Annotated in this window: 21 protein-coding genes; 12 read left to right on the forward strand and 9 right to left on the reverse strand. The window is 56.1% G+C overall.

What is annotated here, in order from left to right; all coding sequences use genetic code 11:
• Window positions 1-27 precede the first annotated feature (27 nt).
• On the reverse strand, window positions 28-1,800 hold the full coding sequence (locus ACPXV9_RS13640) for a protein kinase domain-containing protein (protein ID WP_423898111.1): 1,773 nt from the start codon (window positions 1,798-1,800) through the stop codon (window positions 28-30).
• A 120-nt stretch (window positions 1,801-1,920) separates the two neighbouring features.
• Between ACPXV9_RS13640 and ACPXV9_RS13645 the strand changes: the two genes are divergently transcribed.
• Together ACPXV9_RS13645 and ACPXV9_RS13650 are read left to right on the forward strand one after the other, a co-directional pair.
• Entirely contained in the window at window positions 1,921-2,751 is an 831-nt protein-coding gene (locus ACPXV9_RS13645; protein ID WP_423898112.1) for an FHA domain-containing protein, read from the forward strand.
• Window positions 2,752-2,762: 11 nt separating this feature from the next.
• Window positions 2,763-3,320: a YSC84-related protein gene (locus ACPXV9_RS13650; protein WP_423898115.1), complete on the forward strand. Its 558-nt coding sequence runs from the start codon at window positions 2,763-2,765 to the stop codon at window positions 3,318-3,320.
• 17 nt (window positions 3,321-3,337) lie between these two features.
• Here ACPXV9_RS13650 and ACPXV9_RS13655 read toward each other — a convergent pair whose 3' ends face one another.
• The gene (locus tag ACPXV9_RS13655; protein WP_423898117.1) at window positions 3,338-3,751 is read right to left on the reverse strand and encodes a hypothetical protein; all 414 of its coding nucleotides are present in this window, start codon (window positions 3,749-3,751) and stop codon (window positions 3,338-3,340) included.
• A 76-nt stretch (window positions 3,752-3,827) separates the two neighbouring features.
• Complete coding sequence (gene ggt, locus ACPXV9_RS13660) at window positions 3,828-5,540, reverse strand: gamma-glutamyltransferase (RefSeq protein ID WP_423898120.1); 1,713 nt, start codon at window positions 5,538-5,540, stop codon at window positions 3,828-3,830.
• Between the two features lie 194 nt (window positions 5,541-5,734).
• On the opposite strand from ggt, the gene ACPXV9_RS13665 reads away from it, so the two are divergent.
• The 4 genes from ACPXV9_RS13665 to argS all read left to right on the forward strand — a co-directional run bounded on the left by ACPXV9_RS13665 (window position 5,735) and on the right by argS (window position 10,831).
• Window positions 5,735-6,178: a MarR family winged helix-turn-helix transcriptional regulator gene (locus tag ACPXV9_RS13665; protein ID WP_423898122.1), complete on the forward strand. Its 444-nt coding sequence runs from the start codon at window positions 5,735-5,737 to the stop codon at window positions 6,176-6,178.
• Window positions 6,179-6,216: 38 nt separating this feature from the next.
• Window positions 6,217-7,368 carry an HlyD family secretion protein gene (locus ACPXV9_RS13670; RefSeq protein WP_423898125.1) on the forward strand — a complete coding sequence of 384 codons (1,152 nt, stop codon included), beginning with the start codon at window positions 6,217-6,219 and terminating at the stop codon, window positions 7,366-7,368.
• Between the two features lie 7 nt (window positions 7,369-7,375).
• On the forward strand, window positions 7,376-8,953 hold the full coding sequence (locus ACPXV9_RS13675) for a DHA2 family efflux MFS transporter permease subunit (protein WP_423898128.1): 1,578 nt from the start codon (window positions 7,376-7,378) through the stop codon (window positions 8,951-8,953).
• Window positions 8,954-9,097: 144 nt separating this feature from the next.
• Entirely contained in the window at window positions 9,098-10,831 is a 1,734-nt protein-coding gene (gene argS, locus ACPXV9_RS13680; protein ID WP_423898129.1) for an arginine--tRNA ligase, read from the forward strand.
• Between the two features lie 115 nt (window positions 10,832-10,946).
• On the opposite strand, the gene ACPXV9_RS13685 is transcribed toward argS, so the two are convergent.
• From ACPXV9_RS13685 to ACPXV9_RS13695, 3 genes are read right to left on the reverse strand one after another with little or no spacing between them, the layout of a single operon-like run.
• Entirely contained in the window at window positions 10,947-11,318 is a 372-nt protein-coding gene (locus ACPXV9_RS13685) for a cupin domain-containing protein (protein WP_423898131.1), read from the reverse strand.
• A gap of 48 nt (window positions 11,319-11,366) precedes the next feature.
• The gene (locus ACPXV9_RS13690; protein WP_423898134.1) at window positions 11,367-11,816 is read right to left on the reverse strand and encodes a cyclic nucleotide-binding domain-containing protein; all 450 of its coding nucleotides are present in this window, start codon (window positions 11,814-11,816) and stop codon (window positions 11,367-11,369) included.
• A gap of 13 nt (window positions 11,817-11,829) precedes the next feature.
• Window positions 11,830-13,812, reverse strand: a complete 1,983-nt coding sequence (locus ACPXV9_RS13695) for a M3 family metallopeptidase (protein ID WP_423898136.1) — start codon at window positions 13,810-13,812, stop codon at window positions 11,830-11,832.
• A gap of 211 nt (window positions 13,813-14,023) precedes the next feature.
• Between ACPXV9_RS13695 and ACPXV9_RS13700 the strand changes: the two genes are divergently transcribed.
• Entirely contained in the window at window positions 14,024-14,833 is an 810-nt protein-coding gene (locus ACPXV9_RS13700) for a flagellin (RefSeq protein ID WP_423898139.1), read from the forward strand.
• On the opposite strand, the gene ACPXV9_RS13705 is transcribed toward ACPXV9_RS13700, so the two are convergent.
• Genes ACPXV9_RS13705 through pomA form a run of 3 tightly spaced genes read right to left on the reverse strand, consistent with a single transcriptional unit; the run spans window position 14,830 to window position 17,181 of the window.
• Window positions 14,830-15,396 (reverse strand): PilZ domain-containing protein, encoded by a 567-nt coding sequence (locus ACPXV9_RS13705; RefSeq protein WP_423898142.1) that lies wholly within the window; start codon window positions 15,394-15,396, stop codon window positions 14,830-14,832. The two genes, ACPXV9_RS13700 and ACPXV9_RS13705, sit on opposite strands and share 4 nt — an antisense overlap.
• Window positions 15,397-15,429: 33 nt before the next feature.
• On the reverse strand, window positions 15,430-16,410 hold the full coding sequence (locus ACPXV9_RS13710; RefSeq protein ID WP_423898145.1) for a flagellar motor protein MotB: 981 nt from the start codon (window positions 16,408-16,410) through the stop codon (window positions 15,430-15,432).
• A 12-nt stretch (window positions 16,411-16,422) separates the two neighbouring features.
• Window positions 16,423-17,181: a flagellar motor protein PomA gene (pomA, locus tag ACPXV9_RS13715; RefSeq protein ID WP_423898147.1), complete on the reverse strand. Its 759-nt coding sequence runs from the start codon at window positions 17,179-17,181 to the stop codon at window positions 16,423-16,425.
• Between the two features lie 261 nt (window positions 17,182-17,442).
• Between pomA and ACPXV9_RS13720 the strand changes: the two genes are divergently transcribed.
• From ACPXV9_RS13720 to ACPXV9_RS13740, 5 genes are all read left to right on the forward strand, one after another.
• The gene (locus ACPXV9_RS13720; RefSeq protein ID WP_423898150.1) at window positions 17,443-17,682 is read left to right on the forward strand and encodes an exodeoxyribonuclease VII small subunit; all 240 of its coding nucleotides are present in this window, start codon (window positions 17,443-17,445) and stop codon (window positions 17,680-17,682) included.
• Entirely contained in the window at window positions 17,682-18,608 is a 927-nt protein-coding gene (ispA, locus tag ACPXV9_RS13725) for a (2E,6E)-farnesyl diphosphate synthase (protein ID WP_423898153.1), read from the forward strand. The genes ACPXV9_RS13720 and ispA overlap by 1 nt, the downstream gene beginning before the upstream one ends.
• A 93-nt stretch (window positions 18,609-18,701) precedes the next feature.
• Window positions 18,702-20,651: a 1-deoxy-D-xylulose-5-phosphate synthase gene (gene dxs, locus ACPXV9_RS13730; protein WP_423898156.1), complete on the forward strand. Its 1,950-nt coding sequence runs from the start codon at window positions 18,702-18,704 to the stop codon at window positions 20,649-20,651.
• Between the two features lie 35 nt (window positions 20,652-20,686).
• On the forward strand, window positions 20,687-21,568 hold the full coding sequence (prmA, locus tag ACPXV9_RS13735; RefSeq protein WP_423898158.1) for a 50S ribosomal protein L11 methyltransferase: 882 nt from the start codon (window positions 20,687-20,689) through the stop codon (window positions 21,566-21,568).
• A gap of 83 nt (window positions 21,569-21,651) precedes the next feature.
• Window positions 21,652-22,911 (forward strand): DUF3426 domain-containing protein, encoded by a 1,260-nt coding sequence (locus ACPXV9_RS13740; RefSeq protein WP_423898161.1) that lies wholly within the window; start codon window positions 21,652-21,654, stop codon window positions 22,909-22,911.
• Window positions 22,912-22,968 lie beyond the last annotated feature (57 nt).

Consider the following 22,968-nt stretch of genomic DNA (forward strand, 5'->3'; position numbering starts at 1 on the left):
AGCAATTCTGCCGGACTTTAAAACCACTCATGGGTCCAGCCAATCCAATAACAATTCCCGCAGCGACTCACCGAAGGGCATGGGCCAACCCTCAAAGACAGCAATCACCCCGGTATTAACCAATACCAGGAATAACAGTATCAGCAACAGAAACAGCAGCATTTCCTTTTGCTGTCCCTCTTCTTTGTTAACGGATGGCGCTGGAGTATCGACAACTTGTTGCGACCATACCTGAGTCGGCAGGTTGTCCCCCAGGCCATCCAGCACCCCGACCACCTGCAATAAGGATTCGGGACGGGCCGATGGCTCCTGACTCAGCATGGATTTCAGCAGTTGCCGCAGTGCCTCGGGCAGGCGCTTAAACGCCGCGCCAGCCGACAACTGACCGCGACTGTAGCGCGGCCAGTCGCCCACCAGCATTCGATAAAAAATGGCGCCACAGGCGTACACATCCAGTGGTTGCTCGCGCGGCTCATCCAGCAGTTTGAAATCGCTATCTGCCTCCGCCACTTGCAACGCCTTGTCACCTAGCAGAGAGGGCCAGCCAAAATCCGCCACTCGCACATTGTCCAGCTGATCAAATAGAACGCTGCTGGGCCTGAGAAAACCATGCACCACACCCCGACCGTGAGCGAACGCCAATCCCTGACACATCTGGATCGCCACCGGCAAAAATGCATTCAGTTCAAACGGGCGCGCCATCCGCTCCTGCAAGCTGCCACCCGGCATATACTCCAGCACCGCAATAAAGGCGCGATTATTTTTCGACACCCCATGCACCTTGACCAGATGTGGGTGTTCCAATCCGGACAGGCTGGAACAGGCACCATACCCCTGATGAATTGAGGAGGATTTCCTGACCACATAGCGGCGACCGGTCTTGCGCTCCAGAAACAGATAAACCGCGCCAGAGGACGCTTCCCGCCAGACATCCAGCAGCGCAAAACTTTTTTTATTGAGAGTCGCTTCTGCGCGCTGCTTCTGGGCGTTATCCAAATGGGCGCCATGCAACAACTCCAGCAAAGCATCGCAGACCTGTTCCGCACGCTGGGGGCGCATTTTCGGATCGGGGGCCAGACACTTGAGAACCAGCAGATCCAGCTCCCGGGGTATGGCCTCCGCCAACGCCGAGGGCGGCGTCGGTGAACCGTCAGGGCGACGCCCGGTGAGCAGCTCAAACAGGATCACCCCCAGAGAATACAAATCGCTGCGAACCGAGGCCTCCACTTCACCCTGCTGCAGTTCCGGCGCCATATAGGCTTCGGTACCCATAATACTCGGACTGGTCTCTGCGACACCGCACCCAGCCCGGCTGTCTGACCGGGCGTCACGCAGCATATGCGCAATGCCGAAATCCACCACCCGCACGTGCCAATCCTTGTCGACCAGAATATTGCCAGGCTTGATGTCTCGATGAATCACGCCGTTGCGATGGGCATAGGCCAGCGCTTTGGCGACCTGCAGCACCAACTCCAGCTTACGATTCAACCCCAACTGTCCCTCGGCCAAAACCCGGGACAAGTCCACCCCGTCGACAAACTCCATAATAAAATAGGGCGTGCCACGCTCGGACACACCGCGATCAATGACCGAGACAATATTGGGGTGGGCAAGCCGGGCGACAATCAGTGACTCCCTCTCAAAGGCGTCACGCACCTCCCCCTGTTGCCGCATCTGGGCGCTCAATACCTTGATGGCAACCGGGCGCTGTAGTGACTCCTGCACCCCAAGGTACACAGTCGCCATGCCTCCCTCGCCAATTTTTTCTACAAACCGATAGCCTGGTAGTTCCAGCGCCACAAACCTATTCTCCTCAATCTTCACAGGGCTGCTATTCTTGCTATTATCGATGCGGCAGGACGCCCGCATTACCCCATGACTTCTATGTTGCTGCCTATTACAGGAATTTATACCAGCACAATGCTTAAAATTCAGTTTAAAGACAAACGTCGCGAACCGGTATGGATTGTAGATAAGCTTTTTAGCATAGGTACCGACCCCGCCTGCCATCTGATTCTTGATGACCAGAGCCTGTCCCCGCAACACGCCGAGCTTATCACTCAGGACCAACAATTGCTGTTGAAAGCCGTTGCCTCTCACCCCCCTTGCTGCGTCAATGGTCAGGTGGTGGATGAATGTGAGATTCGCCCCGGCGACACCCTGACTATCGGCAGCATCGACCTGCAGATACTTCACCCCCACGAGTCTATCAGCCAGACAGCATTGAACGATGCCCAGATACCCAAGTGGGCGCTGATCGCCAGCAGCAGCTGGTTGACCGGTCAGGAATTTGTGCTCAGCAAACCAAAAACCATCATCGGCCGCAGCAGTCAGTGCGACATCGTGATTCCGGGCACTCACCTGTCGCGCCAGCACGCCGAGATCCAGATTCAGGGCAATCAGCTTCTAGTCCGTGATCTGGGCTCCTCCAACGGCACCTACCTGAACAACAGCAAAATTACCGAGGCCAGTGCCCACCCCGGGGATGAAATTCGTGTCGACATCTATCCGTTCAAAATTCGCGGCCCCAACACCGACCACGACAAAACCCGGGTGCGTAAACCCGCCCCGCCGGTTTCGGCCAGAGCCCGTAAAAGCACCGATGACTCACCCAAGAAATGGAAAACTCGCCCCACCTCGCCAGGCAACCGCGTGGAGCCGGTAAAGCAAAATTCACATCTGCCGTTTTTACTAAGCCTACTACTGTGCACCGCCATGCTCGCAGCACTCGTCTATCTGGGATTTATTTGAGGAGCCCACAAATGAAACTATTGATCAGCACACTGATTTTCGCACTGCTTTCATCCACACAGGCCTTCGGCGCCAGTGCTGAGAAAGAACGCAAAGACATTCGGGAAATGCGCAGTGAAGTTTTACAAAGACTTTATCGGGAGGAAGCTGACACCCGCGACGAAATCAAACAGGCGGCCGGCTACGGGGTTTTTTCCAACGTTGGCATCAATGTCATTTTCTTTTCCGCCGCCGGTGGTAATGGCGTGGTTCGCGACAACAAGACCGGCAAAGACATCTACATGAATATGGCCTCTGCCGGGCTGGGCATCGGCATGGGCGTCAAGGATTTCCGCGCCGTGTTTGTGTTCCACGACCGCGATGCCATGAATGATTTTGTGGAGCAAGGCTGGGACTTTTCCGGACAGGCTGATGCTGCGGCAAAGTCCGGCAAAAAAGGCGATGAAGCCAGCGGCGCCGCGACGGTGATTCCCGGCGTTACCGTTTACCAACTGACCGAAAGTGGACTGGCCCTGCAAGCGACCCTGCAAGGTACCAAATACTGGAAGAGCTCCAAACTGAATAAATAGCAGCACTCAGGCCAGAGTCACAAACCGGTCAGCTGCTGCACCGAAGCGTAGGCATTAATCGCACTGCGGTTTTGCGGCTCGGGCTCTGGCCGCTGCGGCACCAATTCACCGGTATCGTTATCGATCACCGTCCCACCTTCGCCGGCACCACTCTGAGATTCTTGCGCTGCTCGCAGCGCCTCAGCCGACAGACTGACCCGGTCAGGGCTCGATGGGAAGCGGGATTGATTGCCTGACTCCCGGGCAGGTACCTGAGGCTCAACCGGCGCCACTGCCGCTCTTTCAATGGGCGACGACGACAGGCTTTCAGATCGGGCGGCAGGCAACTCCTGAGCCCGGGCCGAGCGCTCCTGCTCCCGTTGAACCTGTTGCGATTCCCGGGCAGGGTTGATGATCTGAGAACTCACCGTATCGGCGGCTGAAATATCCATAGGACTGATTAAACTGTCGAACTCACTGAAGGCATTTCAGTATAGAAGACTATTGCGCCATTTACACCCAAAAAACTCACAGGCCCACCGCTGCCGCATCGGGCTTGCGCGGGTCGGCAGCGCCGTAAAATACGCCATCCTCCCACATGATTGACTGAGCACTGCCCATCCCCCGAACCTGCTTTACCCCATGCCCCCGAAGCTCCAGCAGCTTGACAGTATCCGGGCTAAAACCGGGCTCGACAAACACCTTGTCAGGCAGCCACTGATTGTGAAAACGCGGGACCGAAACGGCCGCAGCCACATTCATTTTATGATCGATGGTATTAACGATGGCCTGCAGGGTGGTGGTAATGATTCGGCTGCCGCCCGGGCTGCCCGTAACCAGCCAGGGTTTATCGCCCTTGAACACAATAGTCGGCGTCATCGAGCTCAACGGACGCTTGCCGCCCTCAATCCGATTAGCCTCAGCCCCCAGCAAACCATAGGCATTGGGCACACCAGGCTTGGCCGAGAAATCATCCATTTCGTTATTGAGAAGAATTCCGGTACCCGGCACCGTGATCCCCGAGCCAAAAGAAAAATTGAGGGTGTAGGTATTGGCAACGGCGTTACCCTCGGCATCCATAATCGAATAGTGGGTGGTATCGCGGCTCTCATGATCAAAATGCTCCGCCGGATGCACCTCGTTAGCGGGGGTGGCACGCTCCCCGTCAATCTGACCAAACAGGTAGCGGCCGTAATCCTTACTGGTCAGCTGTGCCACCGGTACCGGCACAAAATCCGGATCGCCCAGATGCTTGCTTCGATCCGCATAGGCGCGCTTCATTGTCTCTGCCATCCAGTGCATGGCATCGGCACTGCCATATCCGTATTGCCCCAATGGCGCCTGTTCCAGCACATTCAGCATCTGCACCAGATGCACCCCGCCGGAACTGGGCGGCGGCATGGAAGCGATGCCATAACCGCGATAGTCACCACGCACCACATCGCGCACCACCACTTTGTAATTGGCCAGATCCTCCGCAGTTATCAAGCCGCCTGCGCGCTGCATTTCCGCCACCAGACGCTCGGCAATAGCACCCTGATAAAAGGCCTCGCCACCCTGCATCTGAATCTGTTTCAGGCTCCAAGCCAGATCCGATTGCCTCAGGATTTCACCGGCCTGATAGGCCTCACCGCCCTGTTTAAAGTAGGCCGCACGAGTGGCCGGATTGTTTTTCAGGTGCTTGTAGGCCTGCAGCTTGCTCGACAGATCGTGAGTCACCGCAAAACCCTGTTCGGCCTGCTCGATAGCCGGCTGCAACACCTGCTGCAGCGACAACAGACCATATTGCTCCTGTACATAAATGAGTCCGGCCACGGTACCGGGTACACCGGCGGCAGCGTGACTGAAGCGCGACTTATCACTGTCTACCTGACCACTTTGGTCCAGAAACATATCCCTGTGCGCCGCGGCCGGAGCCATTTCCCGGTAGTCGATAGCCAGTGTTTTATTGTCCTCGGCCAAATGCAGCAACATAAAACCACCGCCACCCAGATTGCCTGCCCGTGGCAACACCACGGCCAGAGAGAACCCCACCGCAACCGCAGCATCCACCGCGTTGCCGCCCTGACTCAGAATCCGGGCACCCACTTCACTCGCCAGTCGATGCTGGGTGGCCACCATGCCTTTGGTTGCCACCACCGGATGAAAAATACCCGGGTCGCGCAAAATGGGTGCCTGCGCCCAACCGTGCACAGGCGCCAGCAGCACCATGAGAACCAGCATCAAACCACGACGTTTCATAAATATTCCTGCAAAGCATCCATTACGGCGCCCATCATAACCAGCCGACTGTGCCGGGGGAAAGACCCTGCCATGGACCAGCCCCATGCTTGAGAAAAAAGCCGTTCGGGTTTTTGATTTTCCCAAAATAGTAACCAATGTATACTATATGCTAATATTACCTTATATCCTGTAAACCAATTAAACGAACCGATATGTCAGAGCCCGCACTGAAAGATTCTCTGCCCGTACTGCTCAGCAATATTCACCGGCTTTATACCAGCCTGTTTTACAGGACGCTGAAACAGCAGGGACTGGATTTAACCCGCGCACAATGGCGGGTACTGGCCTTCTTGAGTGTGGAAGATGGCCGTATCCAGTCCGAACTGGCTGACATCATGCTGATGGAAAAGGCACCTCTGGGAGTACTGCTGGACAAACTGGAACAGAAAAACATGATTGAAAGGCGCCAGGACCCCAGAGACAGACGCGCCAAGCGAATTTACATCACCGACACCAGCAAGCCCCTGATGCCCATCATCGAAGGCATCTCGGCGGATCTGAACAACAAAGCCTTCTCACACCTGAGTGATGAACAACGCCAACAGATGCTGGATCTGCTGGCCACAGTCAGCGACAACCTGAGCAACATGCGTTAACGCCGAATTCAGGCGCAACCATTTCTGAGTAAGACATTATGACCAAGAACCAACATCGCATCCGACGCATCCTGCCCTTCCTGTTCAAACATGAGGATGGTGAACACAGCATCCACAAGGAAAACCTGCGCTGGTTTATCCTGCTGATACTCGCCACCGTTGTCGGCTGGTGGGGCTATGAGCGCAGCCATACCGTCAGCATCAGCGATGCCCGAATTGCCAGTGACGTGGTTGAAATCAGCGCCAACCGCTCCGGTTGGATTGACAGTTTTGCCGTCAAGGGCGGCCAACAGATCAGGGCCGGAGATTTACTGGTGCAAATCGACGACCGCACCGCACAGCTGGCGCTGCAGGAAATTGATCTGCAGATTGCCACCCGTCAGGCGGAAATTGAGCGCGCCCAGAGCGAGCGCACCATGGTCAGTGAGGAACAGTTAAGTCACCTCGACAGCCAGAAGGAAAAGCTCAACAGCGCCAAGGCCGCCGCCAATAAAGCCGAGTCCATCCTGAAACTGGCTGAAAGCAACTTCCGCCGCGCCAACACCCTACTCAAAAAAGAATTGATTTCCCAGCGCCGTTTCGAGGAAGACGAACTGCATTACACCCAGGCCAAAGAGAGCCATGAGCAGGCCCGCTCCGCCCTGTCCCAGCAAACCTCGGAACTGCGCAAGGCCAAAGCCCAATTGATGACCGTGGAGTTACTCGAGCGCAAAATTGCGATCATGGAACAGGATATCGAGCGCCTTCAGGTCAAACAGCAACAACTGGCTCTGGAAGTGGAAGACCGCAAGATTCGCAGCCCCATCGACGGCGTGATCGATAAAACCTTTGGTCACGCTCAGGAGTACATTTCACCGGGCAGTCGTCTGGTGATGCTGCACAACCCTGAAAAGATCTGGATCAATGCCAACATCAAGGAAACCCAGCTGCGTCACATTGCCCCTGGCATGACCGCGGCCATTGTGGTTGACGCCTACCCGGACCGCGATTTTGAGGCGACGGTTATCGGCATCGATGACGCCACGACCGGCGAATTTGCCCTGCTGCCAAACCCCAACCCCAGTGGCAATTTTACCAAGGTCACACAACGCCTGCGCATCAAGCTCAGCATCGATCAGGTGGATGGACTGCTGAAGCCGGGCATGATGGTGCAGATCAATATCGACACCCGCACCGCACCAAACAGCTGATCAACCCATGCTGGCTTTTATTCAAAACCTCGGCAGTCAGGCCAGCGGTGACACCTTTGAATCACTGCGTGAGCGCCACGGCAAAAAATACCCGGGCCTCGCCATTGCCTCGGTGGGTGTGGGCACCTTTATTGCGCTCTTGATGTCGACCATCATCAACGTCGCCATTCCCGACGTGATGGGGGCATTCGGGGTCGACCAGAGTGATGCCCAGTGGCTGTCCACCGGCTTTCTCGCCAGTTCCACCATCAGCATGCTGGTTTCAGGCTGGGTAATTGACCGTTTTGGCGTACAAAACGCGTTCTTCTACCCGTCACTGGTGTTTATTCTGGGCTCCATGCTGGCGGCCGTGAGCCCCAATATTGAAACCCTGATCATCGCCCGAGTGATTCAAGGCATTGCCTACGGCTTTTACATGCCCATCGCCATGTACGTCATGACCCGCATTTTCCCGCCCGAGAAACAGGACGTGGGCATGGCCATTTTTGGCGTAATGGCGGTACTGGGGCCGGCACTGGGCCCCTATCTTGGCGGACTGGCTGTCGACGCCTTTGGCTGGCGCTCGGTATTCTACCTGCCACTGCCGATTGCTTTGATCGGCCTGCCTCTGACCCTCTGGTATCTGCCCGGTTATGTCGATCCGAATCATAAGGCGCGACTGGATATCAAGAGCGTGGTCTGGCTCTCAGTGGCCACCAGCAGCATTCTTATCGGGCTCAGTAATGGCCAGCGCTACGGCTGGGGCTCAGATTTTGTGTTTTTCTGCCTCGGCACCGGCGCCTTCGCCACCGCCGCCTTTATCAGCCAGCAACTGGTCTCCGACGCGCCACTACTGAACCTGCGATTGTTTCGCAACCGCGACTTCGCCAACGCCTCGATTGTCTCAGTGCTGTTCGGCATGGGCATGTTCGGCGGCATGTACGCCGTGCCCCTGTTTTTGCAGACCATTCAGGGCATCACCGCCACCGAGGCGGGCCTGGCCATGCTGCCCGCCGGCATTGTCATGACGCTGGTGTTTCCCATTTTTGGCGCGCTCAGCGACAAGGCACCGCCAAACTGGGTAGTGATGTTTGGTGTCGCCCTGATGGCCTACGCCACCGGCATCATGGTACTGGCCGACCGCTTTACCCCCTTCTGGACCATCTGCTGGTGGCTGATCCTGAGCCGCATCGGGATGTCGGCGATCATGCCGTCAATGAGCAAGGCGGCCATGTCCAGTCTGCCCACCGAGCTAATGACCTCGGCGTCCGGCGCGTTCAATTTTATCCGCCAGCTCGGGGGGGCCATTGGCGTTAACCTGACCTCGGTTGCCATCGACCGCCGCACCACCAAACACATGGACTACATCAATAGCCTGCAGAACGAGGAAAACAGCCAGACCGGAGCCATGATTACCCGCCTGATTCCAGAGCTGCACAAGAGCGGTGTCGACATGGCCTCTCAGGAACCACTGGCCGCATGGATCATGCAAAAGGAACTCTATCGCCAGGCCATGAGCCTTGGTTTTCAGGACACCTTTCTCTACATGGGGCTGCTGCTCGCCATTGGGGTAATCCCGGCTTATTACCTCGGTCGAAAAAAATAACGGATGGATTTACCCTGCAACGACCACCATCCGGGTAGCGGGTCTGGAGAGCCAAGCGCTATACTTTCTTGCATCTGCCTCAGCGCCCGTTAAAATCCGCACCCCTATTGCTGCAATTACCTCTACGGATACCGCACCGCCACTATGAATATTCGCGAACTGCTCAACCACAAAGTCCATCAGGCCATGCAGGCCGCCGGCATCCCGGCTGAATTTGGCGCTCATCTGGCGCCGGCCAAGAAAGCCGGATTTGGCGACTATCAGGCCAATGGCGCCATGGCGGCCGCCAAAGCCATGAAAACCAACCCCCGCGAACTGGCGCAAAAAATTGTTGAGCAGCTGGATCTTGGCGATATCGCTGACAAACTGGAAATTGCCGGCCCGGGATTTATCAATATTCATCTGGGCAATGCCTGGCTGTCCGACGCTCTGGCCCGGGCACTTACAGATTCCCGACTCGGCGTAGCCTGCGAAACCCCTCAAACCATAGTGGTGGATTACTCCTCCCCCAATCTGGCCAAGGAGATGCATGTCGGCCACCTGCGCTCTACCATCATTGGCGATGCTCTGGTGCGAACCCTGGAATTTCAGGGCCACACTGTTATCCGCCAGAATCATGTGGGCGACTGGGGCACTCAGTTCGGCATGCTGATTGCCGAACTGGAAGAACAGATGCAGACCAACACTGAAGCCGAGTTTGCGCTGAAAGATCTGGAAGTGTTTTACCAGCAATCAAAACAACATTTTGACGAGGACGAAGCCTTTGCCAACCGCGCCCGCGATTACGTGGTTAAGCTGCAATCCGGAGACGAACGCATTCTGGCGCTGTGGGAAAAATTCAAACAGGTCTCACTGCAACACAGTGAGGAAATCTACGAGCAACTGAACGTGACTCTGGATGCCGACAGCGTCCGTGGTGAAAGCGCCTATAACGACGACTTACCGGGCGTGGTCACTGAGCTGCAACAGCAGGGCCTCGCTGTGGAAGACCAGGGCGCGCAGGTCGTGTTCCTTGAGGAGCTGGCGGATAAAGAGGGCAATCCCAGCCCGGTTATTATCCAGAAACAGGGCGGTGGCTACCTCTATGCCACCAGCGATCTGGCCGCGTTACGCTACCGTGCCGGCACCCTGAACGCCGATCGCGTGCTCTACTTTATCGACGCGCGCCAATCCCTGCACATGAAGCAGGTGTTCACTCTGGCCAAAAAAGCCGGCTTTGTTGGTGATGCCATCAGTCTTGAACACCACGCCTTTGGTACCATGATGGGCTCCGATGGCAAACCCTTCAAAACCCGCAGCGGCGGCACCGTCAAACTTGCCGAGTTACTGGATGAAGCGGTGGAACGGGCAGCCAGCCTGATCGCCAGCAAAGACCCGGATCTGAGCGAAGCCGAGCGCACCGAAGTGTCGCGCAAAGTCGGTATTGGCGCGGTCAAATACGCCGATCTCTCCAAAACCCGCACCAACGATTACATCTTCAACTGGGATTCCATGCTCAGCTTTGAGGGCAATACCGCCCCCTACCTGCAGTATGCCTACGCGCGAATCCAGAGCATTTTCCGCAAAGCCGGCATCGACAAAAACAGTTTGAACACGGTCGCCATTGAAGCCGAAGAAGAGAAGGCTCTGGCGCTCAAATTGCTGCAATTTGAAGAAACCCTGTCTCAGGTTGCCCGTGAGGCTTACCCGCACATGCTGTGCAATTACCTCTACGATCTGGCCAGCCTGTTTATGCGCTTCTACGAAGCCTGTCCGATTCTGAAAGACGATGTCACCGAGGCCACCCGCAACAGCCGTCTGGCCATTGCCCAGACCACCGCGCAAACCCTGCACACCGGCCTGGATTTACTCGGCATTGAAACCATGGAAAAAATGTGACCGGGCTATACCCGGTCATTCTGAGAAGCGCAGCGCCGAAGGATCTCTTATCTTTAGCAACGATCGGCTGTTGACAGAAGATACCCCTCGGACTGCTTAGCTCTGGATAGAGCCATTACTTTTCGTAGATCACGTAGAGTTTTTTGGCGGTTTCCACCGTTGTCCAGACACCGGAAAAGCCCGCTGGTACCGCAAACATATCGCCTTTGTTAAGCGTGATCTCATTGCCATCATCGTCACTGACAATGACTTTACCCTCCAGCAAAAAGCACACTTCCTCTTCGGTGTAGTTGACCTTGTGGCTGCCCGGCTCGCCTTGCCAGATACCGGCACCAAAGGTCTCGTCGCGATTGTCATAGCAATGCCAGATCAACTGCGCCGGATTTCCCGCGACAATTTTTTCCTGATCCGGCATATAGGCTTCCGCCTCTACCTGATCTGTACCAATTCGTTTAATGGCGTGTTCGCTCACTGTATTACCAGACATACTCATCCTCTAATTGTTGGTTTGTCGTCACTGTTGACATTGATTGGCTCAGGCGCCTGCTTTGTATTGCGCCAGCTGCCGATTGAGACTATCAACCCGCTTGACGAGAGCCCCGATCAACCGGTCTTTGATTTTTTCCCGCAAGCCCGACGGCAAACCTGCAAACGCCTTGTTGTCCAGACACATGGCGATCACATCCATGTCCGCTGTCACCGTTGCCGTGCGCGGTTCACCGCAGATAAACCCCATCTCACCGACAAAATCGCCGGGAGTCACCTCGGCCACCCGCTGCCCAGCTTTATAGATACCGGCCTTACCCGCCAGCAAGATATAAAAGTTGTCGTCACTGTCGCCGGCCTGAATCAGGCTGTCACTTTGAGGGAACACCTTAACAATGTGCCGGGGCACCAACAGGCGCTCCTTGTCGCCAGCACTGATGTCGGCAAACAGATCGATGCGATTGAGAACATCAAGTAACTTGCGACGTGGAATTTCCATATCCGATGACTCCTCAGTGGCTGTTAAGCCGTCTGGCAAAACTGTCAAAGCTGAAATCGCGCCCCAGAAAGTCTCTCACCAGCGTCGCGGCCGGTTTGCTGCCGCCGGGCTCAAGCACCAGCTGCCGGTAGGCTTTCGCTGTTTCAGGGTTGAGCAGCCCCTCGGTTTCAAAGCGACTGAACATATCGAGCGCAATTACCTGCGACCACATATAGGTGTAGTAAATCGCCGAGTAGCCATTGAGGTGGCCAAAGTTGGCGTAAAAGTGGGTGCCCTCTACCGGCGGCAGCGGTGAGTATTGCTGCTCCAGATCCAGCATCAACTGATAGAGATCCAGTTGTTCCGGGTTATGCCGGTAATAATTGAGCGACAGCGCTGAGTAAAACATCTGAATCTGGGTGCCAACGCCGCGATTGAAATTGCGCGCCGCCTGTAACCGCGTCACCACATCATCACTGAGCGACTCACCGGCATCATTAACCGCCAGAGACTGCAGAGTAGTCTTGTCATAAACCCACTCTTCAAGCATTTGCGACGGCGCCTCGACAAAGTCCCACTCAGTGGAAATTCCCGACTGGGCCACCCATTGATTGCGGCCGGCAAACAGCTCATGGAGTAAATGGCCAAATTCGTGCAGGAAGGTTTTTACCTGAGTAAATTCCATCTTCTCGGTGGGATTCCCTTCCCCCGGAAAGTTGCACACCAGGGTAGCCACCGGCACCTGACGCCCGGCAACACCGGTACGCGTCGGGAACATGGCCGCGTGTTGATACTTACCATCACGCGGGTGCATGTCGAGATAGAAACGGCCAAGCAACTGATCGTCGCCCCACATCTCCCAGGCCTCAACACTGGGATGCCACACCTGAGCATCCCAGGGTTTGAACTGCACATCGAACATGGACTCAACCAACTCGAAGATACCGCTTTTAACCCGCCCATAGGCAAAGTAATTGCGCAACTGCTTGGCATCCACCTGATATTGCTCGGTCTTGATTTTGTCCTGCAGATAACTCAGCTGCCAGCGCTGTACCTGGGTTGCCTCCGGTCGCTGCTGCTGTAAACGCTGCAACAGTTGCGCCTTGTCCCGCTGCGCGGCCGGCTCGGCGGCGAGAGAAACCTTGTCAATAAATCTGGCAGCTGCCTCCGCGGAACCAATCATCTTGTCGGCAGTGATGCGATCGGCATGACTGTCAAACCCCAACAGCCCGGCCAACTGATGTCGCTTTTGGATCAACTGCTGCAAATGATCTCTGTTATCGGGGTAACCTCGCGAGCGCGCCATGCGGTAAAACGCCTCACGCAAACTTTCATCTTCGGCGTAGGTAACAAACGGAATGTAATCGGGGTAGCGGGTTGAAAGACGTATCACCCCATCTTCGCCCGGCTGATGGGCGGCAATGTAATCGGCAGGCAAACCCTTGAGCTGAGAAGTCGAATGCAATTCAAGGTGGCGTACGTCTTCACGAATGGTGCGATTAAAATTCTGCCCCACTTTAACCAGCTCTTGCTGCAGCGCTCTGACCTGATCGCGCTGATCGTCTGCGAGATTGACGCCAGCCAGTTTGAAATCGCGCAACAGAGTTTCAACCAGATAATTATCCACTGAACTCAACGGACTTCTGTCCAGCCGCGACAACACCTCAAACAAGGGCTGCGATAAGTTGATGTCAGTATTCAACTTGTCCAGATCCTGAGAGCACTGCTCCGCGGCCTGTCGCAGAGACTGATCCGGATGGACCGACTGATAGAGATTGGCGCGCTTGGCCGCATCCGCCAGATTCAGCATCACCTCATCCAGAGGGCGCAGAAATGTCTGTTTGTCGGGTGTTCCAGCAAACGCTTCCAGCTGGCGTAACTGCACAGTAATCGTGGCAACGGACGAATTGCATTCAGCGGTAAAGGATTCCGCCGTGACCTGCTCCAGGTTGGCGGCCGATACGGTAACCGCCGACAACATCAACGCCGCGGCAAATATTTTGTGGATGGTTTTCAAGCGCTCTACTCCCATGGCCTTTAGCTCGCTTCAAGACAGGAAATAGTAAGACAATTTTCAGAATTTGCGACCCGCTTAACAGGTGGCAGGCTCAGCCCAACCGATAATAACTCTCGGTTATAATTTGAATATGGATATAACTGATCAATCATTAACCAAAATTCCTTTTAGGCGTAAACTGATAAGAGCAGTGTCTTTAAATGGGTGAGTTATGACTACAGGAATCAACAGCTACGGCGTCAATCCCACCATCGGTGCCTCACAACAGGGGCTCGATCAGGCCCTTGAGCGCCTGTCATCCGGACAACGGATCAATTCCGCGGCCGATGACGCCGCCGGCCTGGCGATTTCAACCGGGCTGCGCTCGGACATTCAGGGCTTCAGTCAGGCATCGCGCAACGCTTCCGACGGTATCTCGCTGGCCCAGACGGCCGAGGGCGCACTGGGTTCAATCAACGACAGCCTGCAGCGCATTCGTGAACTGGGGGTTCAGGCCAGCAACGGCACCCTCAATGACAGCGACCGTCAAGCGATCAATGCCGAGGTGCAACAGCTGCAAGACGAAATTAATCGCGTCGCCGAGAGCAGCAATTTTAATGGCATCCCTCTGCTGTCAGACAGCACCAGTATCAACCTGCAAGTGGGGCCAGATGGCACGGACACCATCGCAACTGAAACCACCAACTTTGTGGAGCAACTGCAAAACAGTGGTTTTAATGACATTGATTTCAGTACTCAGGCTGGCGCACAGGCGGCACTGGATACCATTGATGGGATTCAGGAAGAGGTCAACGCCTCGCGCAGCGACTTTGGCGCTCTGATCAATCGACTTGACAGCGTTACCGATCAACTGGACAGCTCTCGCATCAACAGCGAAGCCGCCAACTCCCGCATTGCAGACGCGGATTTTGCTCGGGAAGTGGCGGAAAAAACCCGCAATGAAATTCTGCTCAGCGCCAGCATCATCGCCCAGACCAATCAAAACCAGCGGGGCGAATACGTGCTACAGCTGCTCAGCTAATCCTCACGGGCATAACGCAACTGGGCACCCTGGCGACGCACAACGTGCTGAATCAGCAATTCCTGATCAGACGGCGATACGTGGGTGAATTTAACCCGCATATAATAGCCGGGCTGATCATCTCTGGCGGTGGAATCCACCACCTCACCGTGAATATAGAGATGCAGATTCTCCGGCTGCAACAGCAGCTCCAGCGCCACCAACTTGCCTGACGCCACCTCGGACGACACATTGAACGCCAGACCGCTGGCACTGATATTGACCGCTTTCATTTCGTGAGCCATTTTCTCAACCAGACTGGACTCCAGCTCCAGCTGATTGATCACAAAATTGATTTTGTCGTCCAACGCCCCCAGCAATTCGGCCATCACCGGCTGCTGAACTTTCAACTGGCCTAAAAGCTGGTGTACGGTCTTATTGTAATCGGCCAGCAACGCTTCCGGTGCCATCAAACGGCGACTCTGCTCAACCTCCGCCCGCGACTCCTCATCACTCAACACCCTGTAAGCCACACCAATGCGATCATTGATGCGAAAGAACTGGCGGCGATCGGAATCGGTCATGGGGTTACTCCGGCAGACATGACGTTGCTGTTATCAGAAGATTTCATTGGGATCCAAATCAAACAGGTACTCCGGATCCAGATCAAGATCACGCAAAATGTCGGCGCCCTCTTCTTTCAACACATTCAGATCTTCATCATCGAGGCTTTCATCCAGCCCCTGCTGAATCAGGATCTCAACCCGGCGGTTACGCGAGCGGTTATCCGAGGAGTTATTCGCCACCAACGGCTGAGTATCTGCAAAACCGGAAACTTCAAACCGGCGCTGATTAATGTCGTCTTTCATCAGGGCGTGGGCAACCGTCACCGCCCGCGCGGATGAAAGCTCCCAATTGGAACGGAACCGGGGGCTGCGAATGGGGATATTATCGGTGTGTCCCTGAACCTGGATCTTACCCGGCTTTACTCGCAGCACATCACTGATTTCATCAAGCACATCGTAGTAATCATCATTCATCTCTGCCGAGGCGGTTTTAAATGAGCCCTTTTCACGAATCCGGATGATGATTTTACGCCCTCGGGTCTCCACCTCGATTTCACCGGCAGCGATTTGATCGTGCAGCGACTGCGCCAGCTCAATAGCATCCTGCTCGGTCTGCTGGATCAGCTCTTCGAGCTTGCGTTTGATCCGCAACTTAACACCACCCTCTTTGGCCTCTTCACCCTGCTCGATATCGAACTCCTGAGCACACTCAAAATCCAGCGTGTTTTCGGTGATGTTCTCGGTTTTCTGCCAGATTTCGTTAATGGGGGTTGGTGACGGGGTGCCCGGACTGAATTCCTGAGCAATGATACTGGTGCCCTTGGGGACATCGGTGACATTCAATTTGTTCTGCACACCAAACGCCTGAGCCATGGAACCCGCCAACCGTTTGAACTTCATGGCGTCCATCTCAGAAAAAGACAACAGCAACACAAAGAAACACATCAACAGGGACATCAAGTCGGCAAAGGTCCCCATCCACGGGGGTAACCCCTCCGGGGGGCATTTACATTTCTGTTCTTCATCGCTCATAGCGCTACCCCGTTAACCTTCGGCAACTTCACGCTTGCCTTCGGGCAGGTAGGTGCGCAACATGCCATCGATCACACGGGGGTTCTGCCCCGCCTGAATCGCCAGCAACGCATCGATCACCAGACTTTTAACCATGGATTCTTCTGCCGCACGCAGCTTCAGTTTGTCCGCCATGGGTTCACAAACGGCATTGGCGAGAATCGCACCATAGAGGGTAGTCAACAGGGCCACCGCCATCGCCGGACCAATGGACTTGGGGTCGTCCATATTCGACAGCATCGCCACCAGACCAATCAGAGTTCCGATCATTCCCATGGCCGGTGCCATACTGGCCAGCGATGAAAAGATGGTTGCCGCCGTAGCATGCCGCTCTTCAGCCAGATTTTTATCGTTGGTCAACAGGCCTTTAACCACGTCTGGATCGTGCCCATCCACCAATAACTGGATGCCTTTTTGCAGGAAGTCGTTACCCACCTCCTTACCCTCAAGGGATAACAGCCCCCCTTTGCGCGCCATATCCGCCAGTTCAATAATTTCGTCAATCAACTCAGCCGGATCCGGCGACTTGGAGACAAAGGTTTTACCCGCCACCTTGCCGGCGCCGAGAAACTGTCCCAGGCCAAACTTGGCCATAACCGCAAAGAGGCTGCCACCAAACACGATGACCAGCGATGGAATGTTGATAAACATCCCCAGGCTGCCACTCATCAACATGGTGGCGACAATCAGGCCCATCGCGCCCAATATGCCAACAATCGTTGCTAAATCCACTCTTCCACTCCTTGCGAAACAAGCATCTCGCCGCTATCGGGCAAGACCCCAAAAAACCAAAACATGACCTGCATTCAACTGTATCGGCAGCAAGTCAAAAAACCTCAATGACAAATAGATTACCCACTGGCTTTAAAAAAAGCAGCTCCTCTGGCCCACAGTTTAGTCTATAACCCTCACCATCAGATTGACCTCGCCCCTGAGCTTATGTAGGGTGCGGCCTAAGTTCGCAATCATATCAAACCAACAGAGAACAACACCGTGGCCGCCCAAAAGAAATCACAGGATTTTGAGAAATCCATGCAGGAACTGGAAAAATTGGTGACGGCACTGGAGCAGGGCGACCTGAGTCTGGAAAAATCTCTGGAGGCCTTTGAAAAGGGCGTCAAACTCACCAGAGAATGCCAGGACCGCCTGGCCGCAGCCGAACAGAAAGTCCAACTGCTGACCGAGCATCAGGGTGACCTGTACGCTGAAGATTTCGCTGGTGACGACCACTGATGCCCGCCGACCATTCCAGCCCCAGCACTCCTCAGGGCAACGCCTTTCTGCACTTTTTTTCCGAACATCAGGCACGCATCGAGCAAGCTCTTAATTCAAGCCTCGAACAACGCCCGCACCAACAGCTGAATTTGCATCAAGCCATTCGTTACAGTCTCCTCAGTGGCGGCAAGCGGGTGCGCCCGGTACTGGCTTACGCCGCTGCCGCCGCCATTACCTCGACCACTAACGAACTGATTGATCGCGCAGCCTGCGCCGTGGAGTGTATCCACGCCTACAGCCTGATTCATGACGACCTGCCGGCCATGGATGACGACGATCTGCGCCGCGGCCAACCCACTTGCCACAAACAGTTTGATGAAGCCACCGCCATTCTTGCCGGCGACGCCCTGCAAACACTGGCGTTTGAACTGATTGCCGACTGTGACAGCGGCGACGATGCCAGCAAGCTGCAGCTGATCAGCACTCTGGCCCGGGCATCCGGCGACAAAGGCATGGTGGCCGGCCAGGCCATCGACATAGCCGCCGTCGACTCCGAACTGCAACTCGATCAGCTGGAACAGATGCACAACCATAAAACCGGCGCCCTGATCAGCGCCAGTGTGCGCATGGGCGCACTGGCCACCGGCTGCGCCACGGAGCAACAACTGCACGCTCTGGAACAGTACGCCGCGGCAGTGGGGCTGGCGTTTCAGGTACAGGACGACATTCTCGACGTCATCGCGGATACCGAAACCCTTGGCAAACAACAGGGGGCCGATCAAGCCCTGAACAAACCCACGTACGTGTCACTGTTGGGACTCGAGGGCGCTCGCCAGAAAGCCGAAGCCCTGCATCAACAGGCACTGCAGGCACTTAAGCCGTTTGACCACAGCGCCGACCCGCTCAGGGGATTGTCCGCCTATATCGTAGAACGCAGCCACTGATTTCCACATTATTCTCCATCTTCATACGACACCGCACTATGCAAACCCTCGCCAGAGTCATAAAATTGCGGTTTTGCCCGACCCATCACCCGTATGTTTAACGAAATTCCTCTCAGCCGCCCAACCACGCCACTGCTCGATCGGGTGGATACTCCGGCGGATTTGCGCCAGCTGTCCGAAAGCCAGCTGCCCCAACTTGCGCGTGAACTGCGGGAATTTCTGCTTTACAGCGTTGGTCAGACCGGCGGCCACTTCGGCGCAGGTCTGGGTGTGGTTGAGCTGACCATCGCCCTGCACTACTGCTACCACACCCCGGAAGACCGACTGGTATGGGACGTAGGCCATCAGACCTATCCCCACAAAATTCTTACCGGGCGCCGCGAACAGATGCTTGGCATTCGTCAGGAAGGCGGCCTCTCGGGCTTCCCCAAGCGCAGCGAAAGCGAGTTTGATACCTTTGGCGTCGGCCATTCCAGCACCTCCATCAGTGCCGCATTGGGCATGGCGCTGGCGACCGCCAATGCCAACAAACAGTCGGGCCAACAGGGCCATGGTGCGCGCAAATCGGTTGCCATCATCGGCGATGGCGCCATGACAGCGGGCATGGCGTTTGAAGCCCTGACCCACGCCGCGCACACTCGCAGCGACCTGCTGGTGGTACTGAACGACAACAACATGTCGATTTCCCACAATGTGGGCGGCCTGTCGGATTACTTCTCCAAAATCTGGGTTAGCCAGTTCTACACCAACCTGCGCGACGGCGGTAAAAAGGTGCTGGCCAAGCTGCCCAGTTCTCTCGAAGAGCTGGCCCGTAAAACCGAAGAACACATGAAGGGCATGGTGTCGCCTGCGACCCTGTTCGAAGAACTGGGTTTTTACTACGTGGGCCCCATCGACGGTCACGATCTGGAACGCCTGACCCACGACCTCAACAATTTGCGCGCCATGCCCGGTCCCAAATTGCTGCACATCATCACCAAAAAAGGCAAAGGTTTTGCGCCAGCGGAGAGCGATCCGGTGGGCTACCACGCCCTCAATAAAATCGAGCCTCGTCAACCCCCTCAGGAGCAGACCACCTCACCCAAACCCGCCCCACGCAAGCAACCCAAATATCAGGATGTATTTGGCGACTGGCTGTGCGACATGGCCCAACAGGACGAAAAGCTCATCGGTATCACACCCGCCATGTGTGAGGGCTCCGGCATGGTTCGCTTTGCCCAGAGCTTTCCCGAGCGCTTTCACGATGTCGCCATTGCTGAACAGCACGCGGTAACTCTGGGTGCCGGCATTGCCTGTGAAGGGCAAAAACCGGTGGTCGCCATCTACTCCACATTCCTGCAGCGCGGTTACGACCAGTTGGTTCACGACGTCGCCATCCAAAACCTAGACGTCACTTTCGCCATCGACCGCGCCGGTCTCGTGGGCGAAGACGGCCCCACCCACGCGGGCAACTACGACCTCAGTTTTATGCGCTGCATCCCCAATATGATGATCTGCGCCCCCAGCGATGAAGACGAATGCCGCAAACTACTGACTACGGCCTACCAGCACTGTGGTCCCAGCGCGGTGCGCTACCCGCGCGGCACCGGCACCGGCACCGCCATCGAACCATCGCTGCAACCCCTGCCCATCGGCAAGGGCGTGGTTCGCCGCACCGGCAAGCGGGTTGCCATCCTCAACTTTGGCACCCTGCTGCCAGCCGCACTGGAAGCTGCCGAAGCCCTGAACGCCAGCGTCTGTGACATGCGCTTTGTCAAACCACTGGATACCGATCTGGTTCTGGATATGTACAACACCCACGATCTGCTGGTCACTCTGGAAGAGAACGCCGTAATGGGTGGTGCCGGCAGCAGCGTTGGCGAGTGGCTGGGACAACAGGGCATGCGCACCGAACTGCTGCCTCTGGGCCTGCCCGATCAACTGATTGAGCACGGCAAACACGAAAGCCTGCTGGCTCAGGTCGGCCTGGATGCCAAAGGCATTGAATCCCGCATTCAGCAGCGCCTGCAACTGATGGCCGAGCGCCGCCCAGCCGCATCCTGACCGCCCACCACTGCAACCCACCATTGAGATCCCCTATGCCCTGGCTGCAACTCTATATTTACACCAACCGCACCGAGGCAGAAGCGCTCGAGGACATTTTGCTCGCCGCTGGCGCAGCCTCCATCACCCTGCAGGACAACGCCGACCAACCCATCCTCGAACCCGCACTCGGGGAAACTCCGCTCTGGGATAACACCCGGGTAACCGGCCTGTTTGATGCAGACATTGATACCGCTCTGTGCAGCGCAGCCATCGCCAATGGCTATGGCAAACCACTGCCCCCCCACAAATGGGAACAACTGGAAGACAAAGACTGGGAGCGCGAGTGGATGCAGAACTACCAGCCCATCCACTTCGGTGGCGACCTGTGGATCTGCCCCAGCTGGCTGGAACCGCCACAACCGGAGGCCGTCAACCTGTTGCTGGATCCGGGACTGGCCTTCGGCACCGGCACGCACCCCACCACATTTATGTGCCTGCAATGGCTGTCCGAGCAGGACCTCAATAACCAGACCCTAATGGACTACGGCTGCGGCTCTGGCATTCTGGGCATTGCCGCGCTGCTACTGGGCGCCGATCAACTGGCCGGGGTAGACATCGACCCACAGGCCTTACTGGCCACTGCCGACAACGCCCAGCGCAACCACATTGCGGCGGAGCGCTTTCCGGTTTACCTGCCACCCAAGTGCCCCGAGCAACAGTTTGATACGGTACTGGCCAACATTCTGGCCGGACCACTGGCCGAACTGGCGCCAACCCTGACCAGCCTGACGCGCCCCGGCGGCCGGCTGTGCCTGTCCGGCATTCTGGCGACGCAGGCAGAAACCGTCATGAGCGCCTACCGCGACCACTTCCAATTCGACCCCATTCGACAGCAGGATGAATGGGTATGCCTCAGCGCCACCCGAATTCACTAGGCGGCACACTACGGATTTACCCCAGCACACAGAGCGTCTAAACTCTGGCACTCAAAGCAAGCCTTCAGGGAATAACACCATTCATGGCAGATCAGGTAACCTGTTGCCCACACTGCAACACCGCCTTCCACGTAACCGATGCACAATTGGCCACAGCCAAAGGCGCGGTGCGCTGCGGCTCCTGCCTGCAGGTCTTCAAGGCTCTGGACCACCTCACCGTCAGTGACACCCCTGCTGACACATCAATCGCCGAGCCATCCACGACCACCCATTCCACAGCCAACCCATCCACGACCGATGCAATCAGCACCCAAGCCGATCCAACTGCGGATTTCGACCCGCTGCCCACAGACATTGATTTTGGCGCAGAGGAAAGCATCGACGAAGAAACCGACGACAGCTTCAATATTGATCTGGTAAGCGAGCCGGTCGATGCCACTGACGAGAGCGAGACTGAAATCGAGGCCAACACCCCGCCTCAACCCAGCGATGATGATGAACTCATCTCCGACGACATGGATAACAGCCTCGGACAGCTCTCCGACGAATTCCTGGATCGTGACTCCACCCCGCAAACCCACGGGGGACTGTTCGATCGCAACATCCAAAGAAAAACCACCGCATCGAGCGAACCGGCCGACGACAGCTGGGCAGAACAATTGCTCGAAGACGACAATGAGCCTTACATCGATAACCCCTCTTCCATCCAGTACGACACAGATGACACGGAAGACCTGTTGGATGAAAGCCTGCTGGCCGATCTGGACGAGCAGGAAGCAGAGCCACAAACCGGCACTGGCGATAACATCCTTGCCGGCATTGGTGACGCTCCAGTTGAAATGGAGTGGCACGATCAAACCTCACCCTGGCCCCGCCGCCTGCTCTGGGGCGGACTGAGCCTGCTGGGAGCCATCACTCTGATTGCCCAGATAGGTTGGTTTGAAATCGATCGCTACGCTCGTCAGGACAGCTACCGGGGCATCTATGAAACGCTCTGCCCCTCGCTTGGCTGCAAACTGCCGCCGCGCTACGACATCAACCAGATCAAAAGCTACAACCTCGTGGTGCGCAGCCACCCCAAGGCAGACAATGCACTGGCCATCGACAGCATCCTGATCAATACCGCCAGCTTCAGCCAACCGTTTCCCAATCTGACCCTGTTGTTCAGCGACATCAATGGCAAACCTGTGGCGCACCGGGTGTTTACGCCCCGAGAATACCTGGGCGGAGAACTGGCTGGCGCCGACACCATGCCCAGCCAAACACCGATTCATATCGCCCTGGAAGTCATTGACCCCGGCAAACAGGCGGTAAATTACAACCTCGCCATCAGCCCCCAATAACGGGGCTGACAAACGGCCGTTTGGAACCTATTTCAACGCCCCTGTCAACGACTATTT

The sequence above is a fragment of the Candidatus Pelagadaptatus aseana genome (assembly GCF_040362265.1).
GTDB classification, from domain to species: domain Bacteria; phylum Pseudomonadota; class Gammaproteobacteria; order Pseudomonadales; family Cellvibrionaceae; genus Pelagadaptatus; species Pelagadaptatus aseana.

Excerpts from the sequence above, each read along its gene's own strand:
- ACPXV9_RS13645 (WP_423898112.1), top strand. The coding sequence starts at position 1,921 with ATGCTTAAAATTCAGTTTAAAGACAAACGTCGCGAACCGGTATGGATT.
- ACPXV9_RS13650 (WP_423898115.1), top strand. The coding sequence starts at position 2,763 with ATGAAACTATTGATCAGCACACTGATTTTCGCACTGCTTTCATCCACA.
- ACPXV9_RS13655 (WP_423898117.1), bottom strand. The coding sequence starts at position 3,751 with ATGGATATTTCAGCCGCCGATACGGTGAGTTCTCAGATCATCAACCCT.
- ggt (WP_423898120.1), bottom strand. The coding sequence starts at position 5,540 with ATGAAACGTCGTGGTTTGATGCTGGTTCTCATGGTGCTGCTGGCGCCT.
- ACPXV9_RS13665 (WP_423898122.1), top strand. The coding sequence starts at position 5,735 with ATGTCAGAGCCCGCACTGAAAGATTCTCTGCCCGTACTGCTCAGCAAT.
- ACPXV9_RS13670 (WP_423898125.1), top strand. The coding sequence starts at position 6,217 with ATGACCAAGAACCAACATCGCATCCGACGCATCCTGCCCTTCCTGTTC.
- ACPXV9_RS13675 (WP_423898128.1), top strand. The coding sequence starts at position 7,376 with ATGCTGGCTTTTATTCAAAACCTCGGCAGTCAGGCCAGCGGTGACACC.
- argS (WP_423898129.1), top strand. The coding sequence starts at position 9,098 with ATGAATATTCGCGAACTGCTCAACCACAAAGTCCATCAGGCCATGCAG.
- ACPXV9_RS13685 (WP_423898131.1), bottom strand. The coding sequence starts at position 11,318 with ATGTCTGGTAATACAGTGAGCGAACACGCCATTAAACGAATTGGTACA.
- ACPXV9_RS13690 (WP_423898134.1), bottom strand. The coding sequence starts at position 11,816 with ATGGAAATTCCACGTCGCAAGTTACTTGATGTTCTCAATCGCATCGAT.
- ACPXV9_RS13700 (WP_423898139.1), top strand. The coding sequence starts at position 14,024 with ATGACTACAGGAATCAACAGCTACGGCGTCAATCCCACCATCGGTGCC.
- ACPXV9_RS13705 (WP_423898142.1), bottom strand. The coding sequence starts at position 15,396 with ATGACCGATTCCGATCGCCGCCAGTTCTTTCGCATCAATGATCGCATT.
- ACPXV9_RS13710 (WP_423898145.1), bottom strand. The coding sequence starts at position 16,410 with ATGAGCGATGAAGAACAGAAATGTAAATGCCCCCCGGAGGGGTTACCC.
- ispA (WP_423898153.1), top strand. The coding sequence starts at position 17,682 with ATGCCCGCCGACCATTCCAGCCCCAGCACTCCTCAGGGCAACGCCTTT.
- dxs (WP_423898156.1), top strand. The coding sequence starts at position 18,702 with ATGTTTAACGAAATTCCTCTCAGCCGCCCAACCACGCCACTGCTCGAT.
- prmA (WP_423898158.1), top strand. The coding sequence starts at position 20,687 with ATGCCCTGGCTGCAACTCTATATTTACACCAACCGCACCGAGGCAGAA.
- ACPXV9_RS13740 (WP_423898161.1), top strand. The coding sequence starts at position 21,652 with ATGGCAGATCAGGTAACCTGTTGCCCACACTGCAACACCGCCTTCCAC.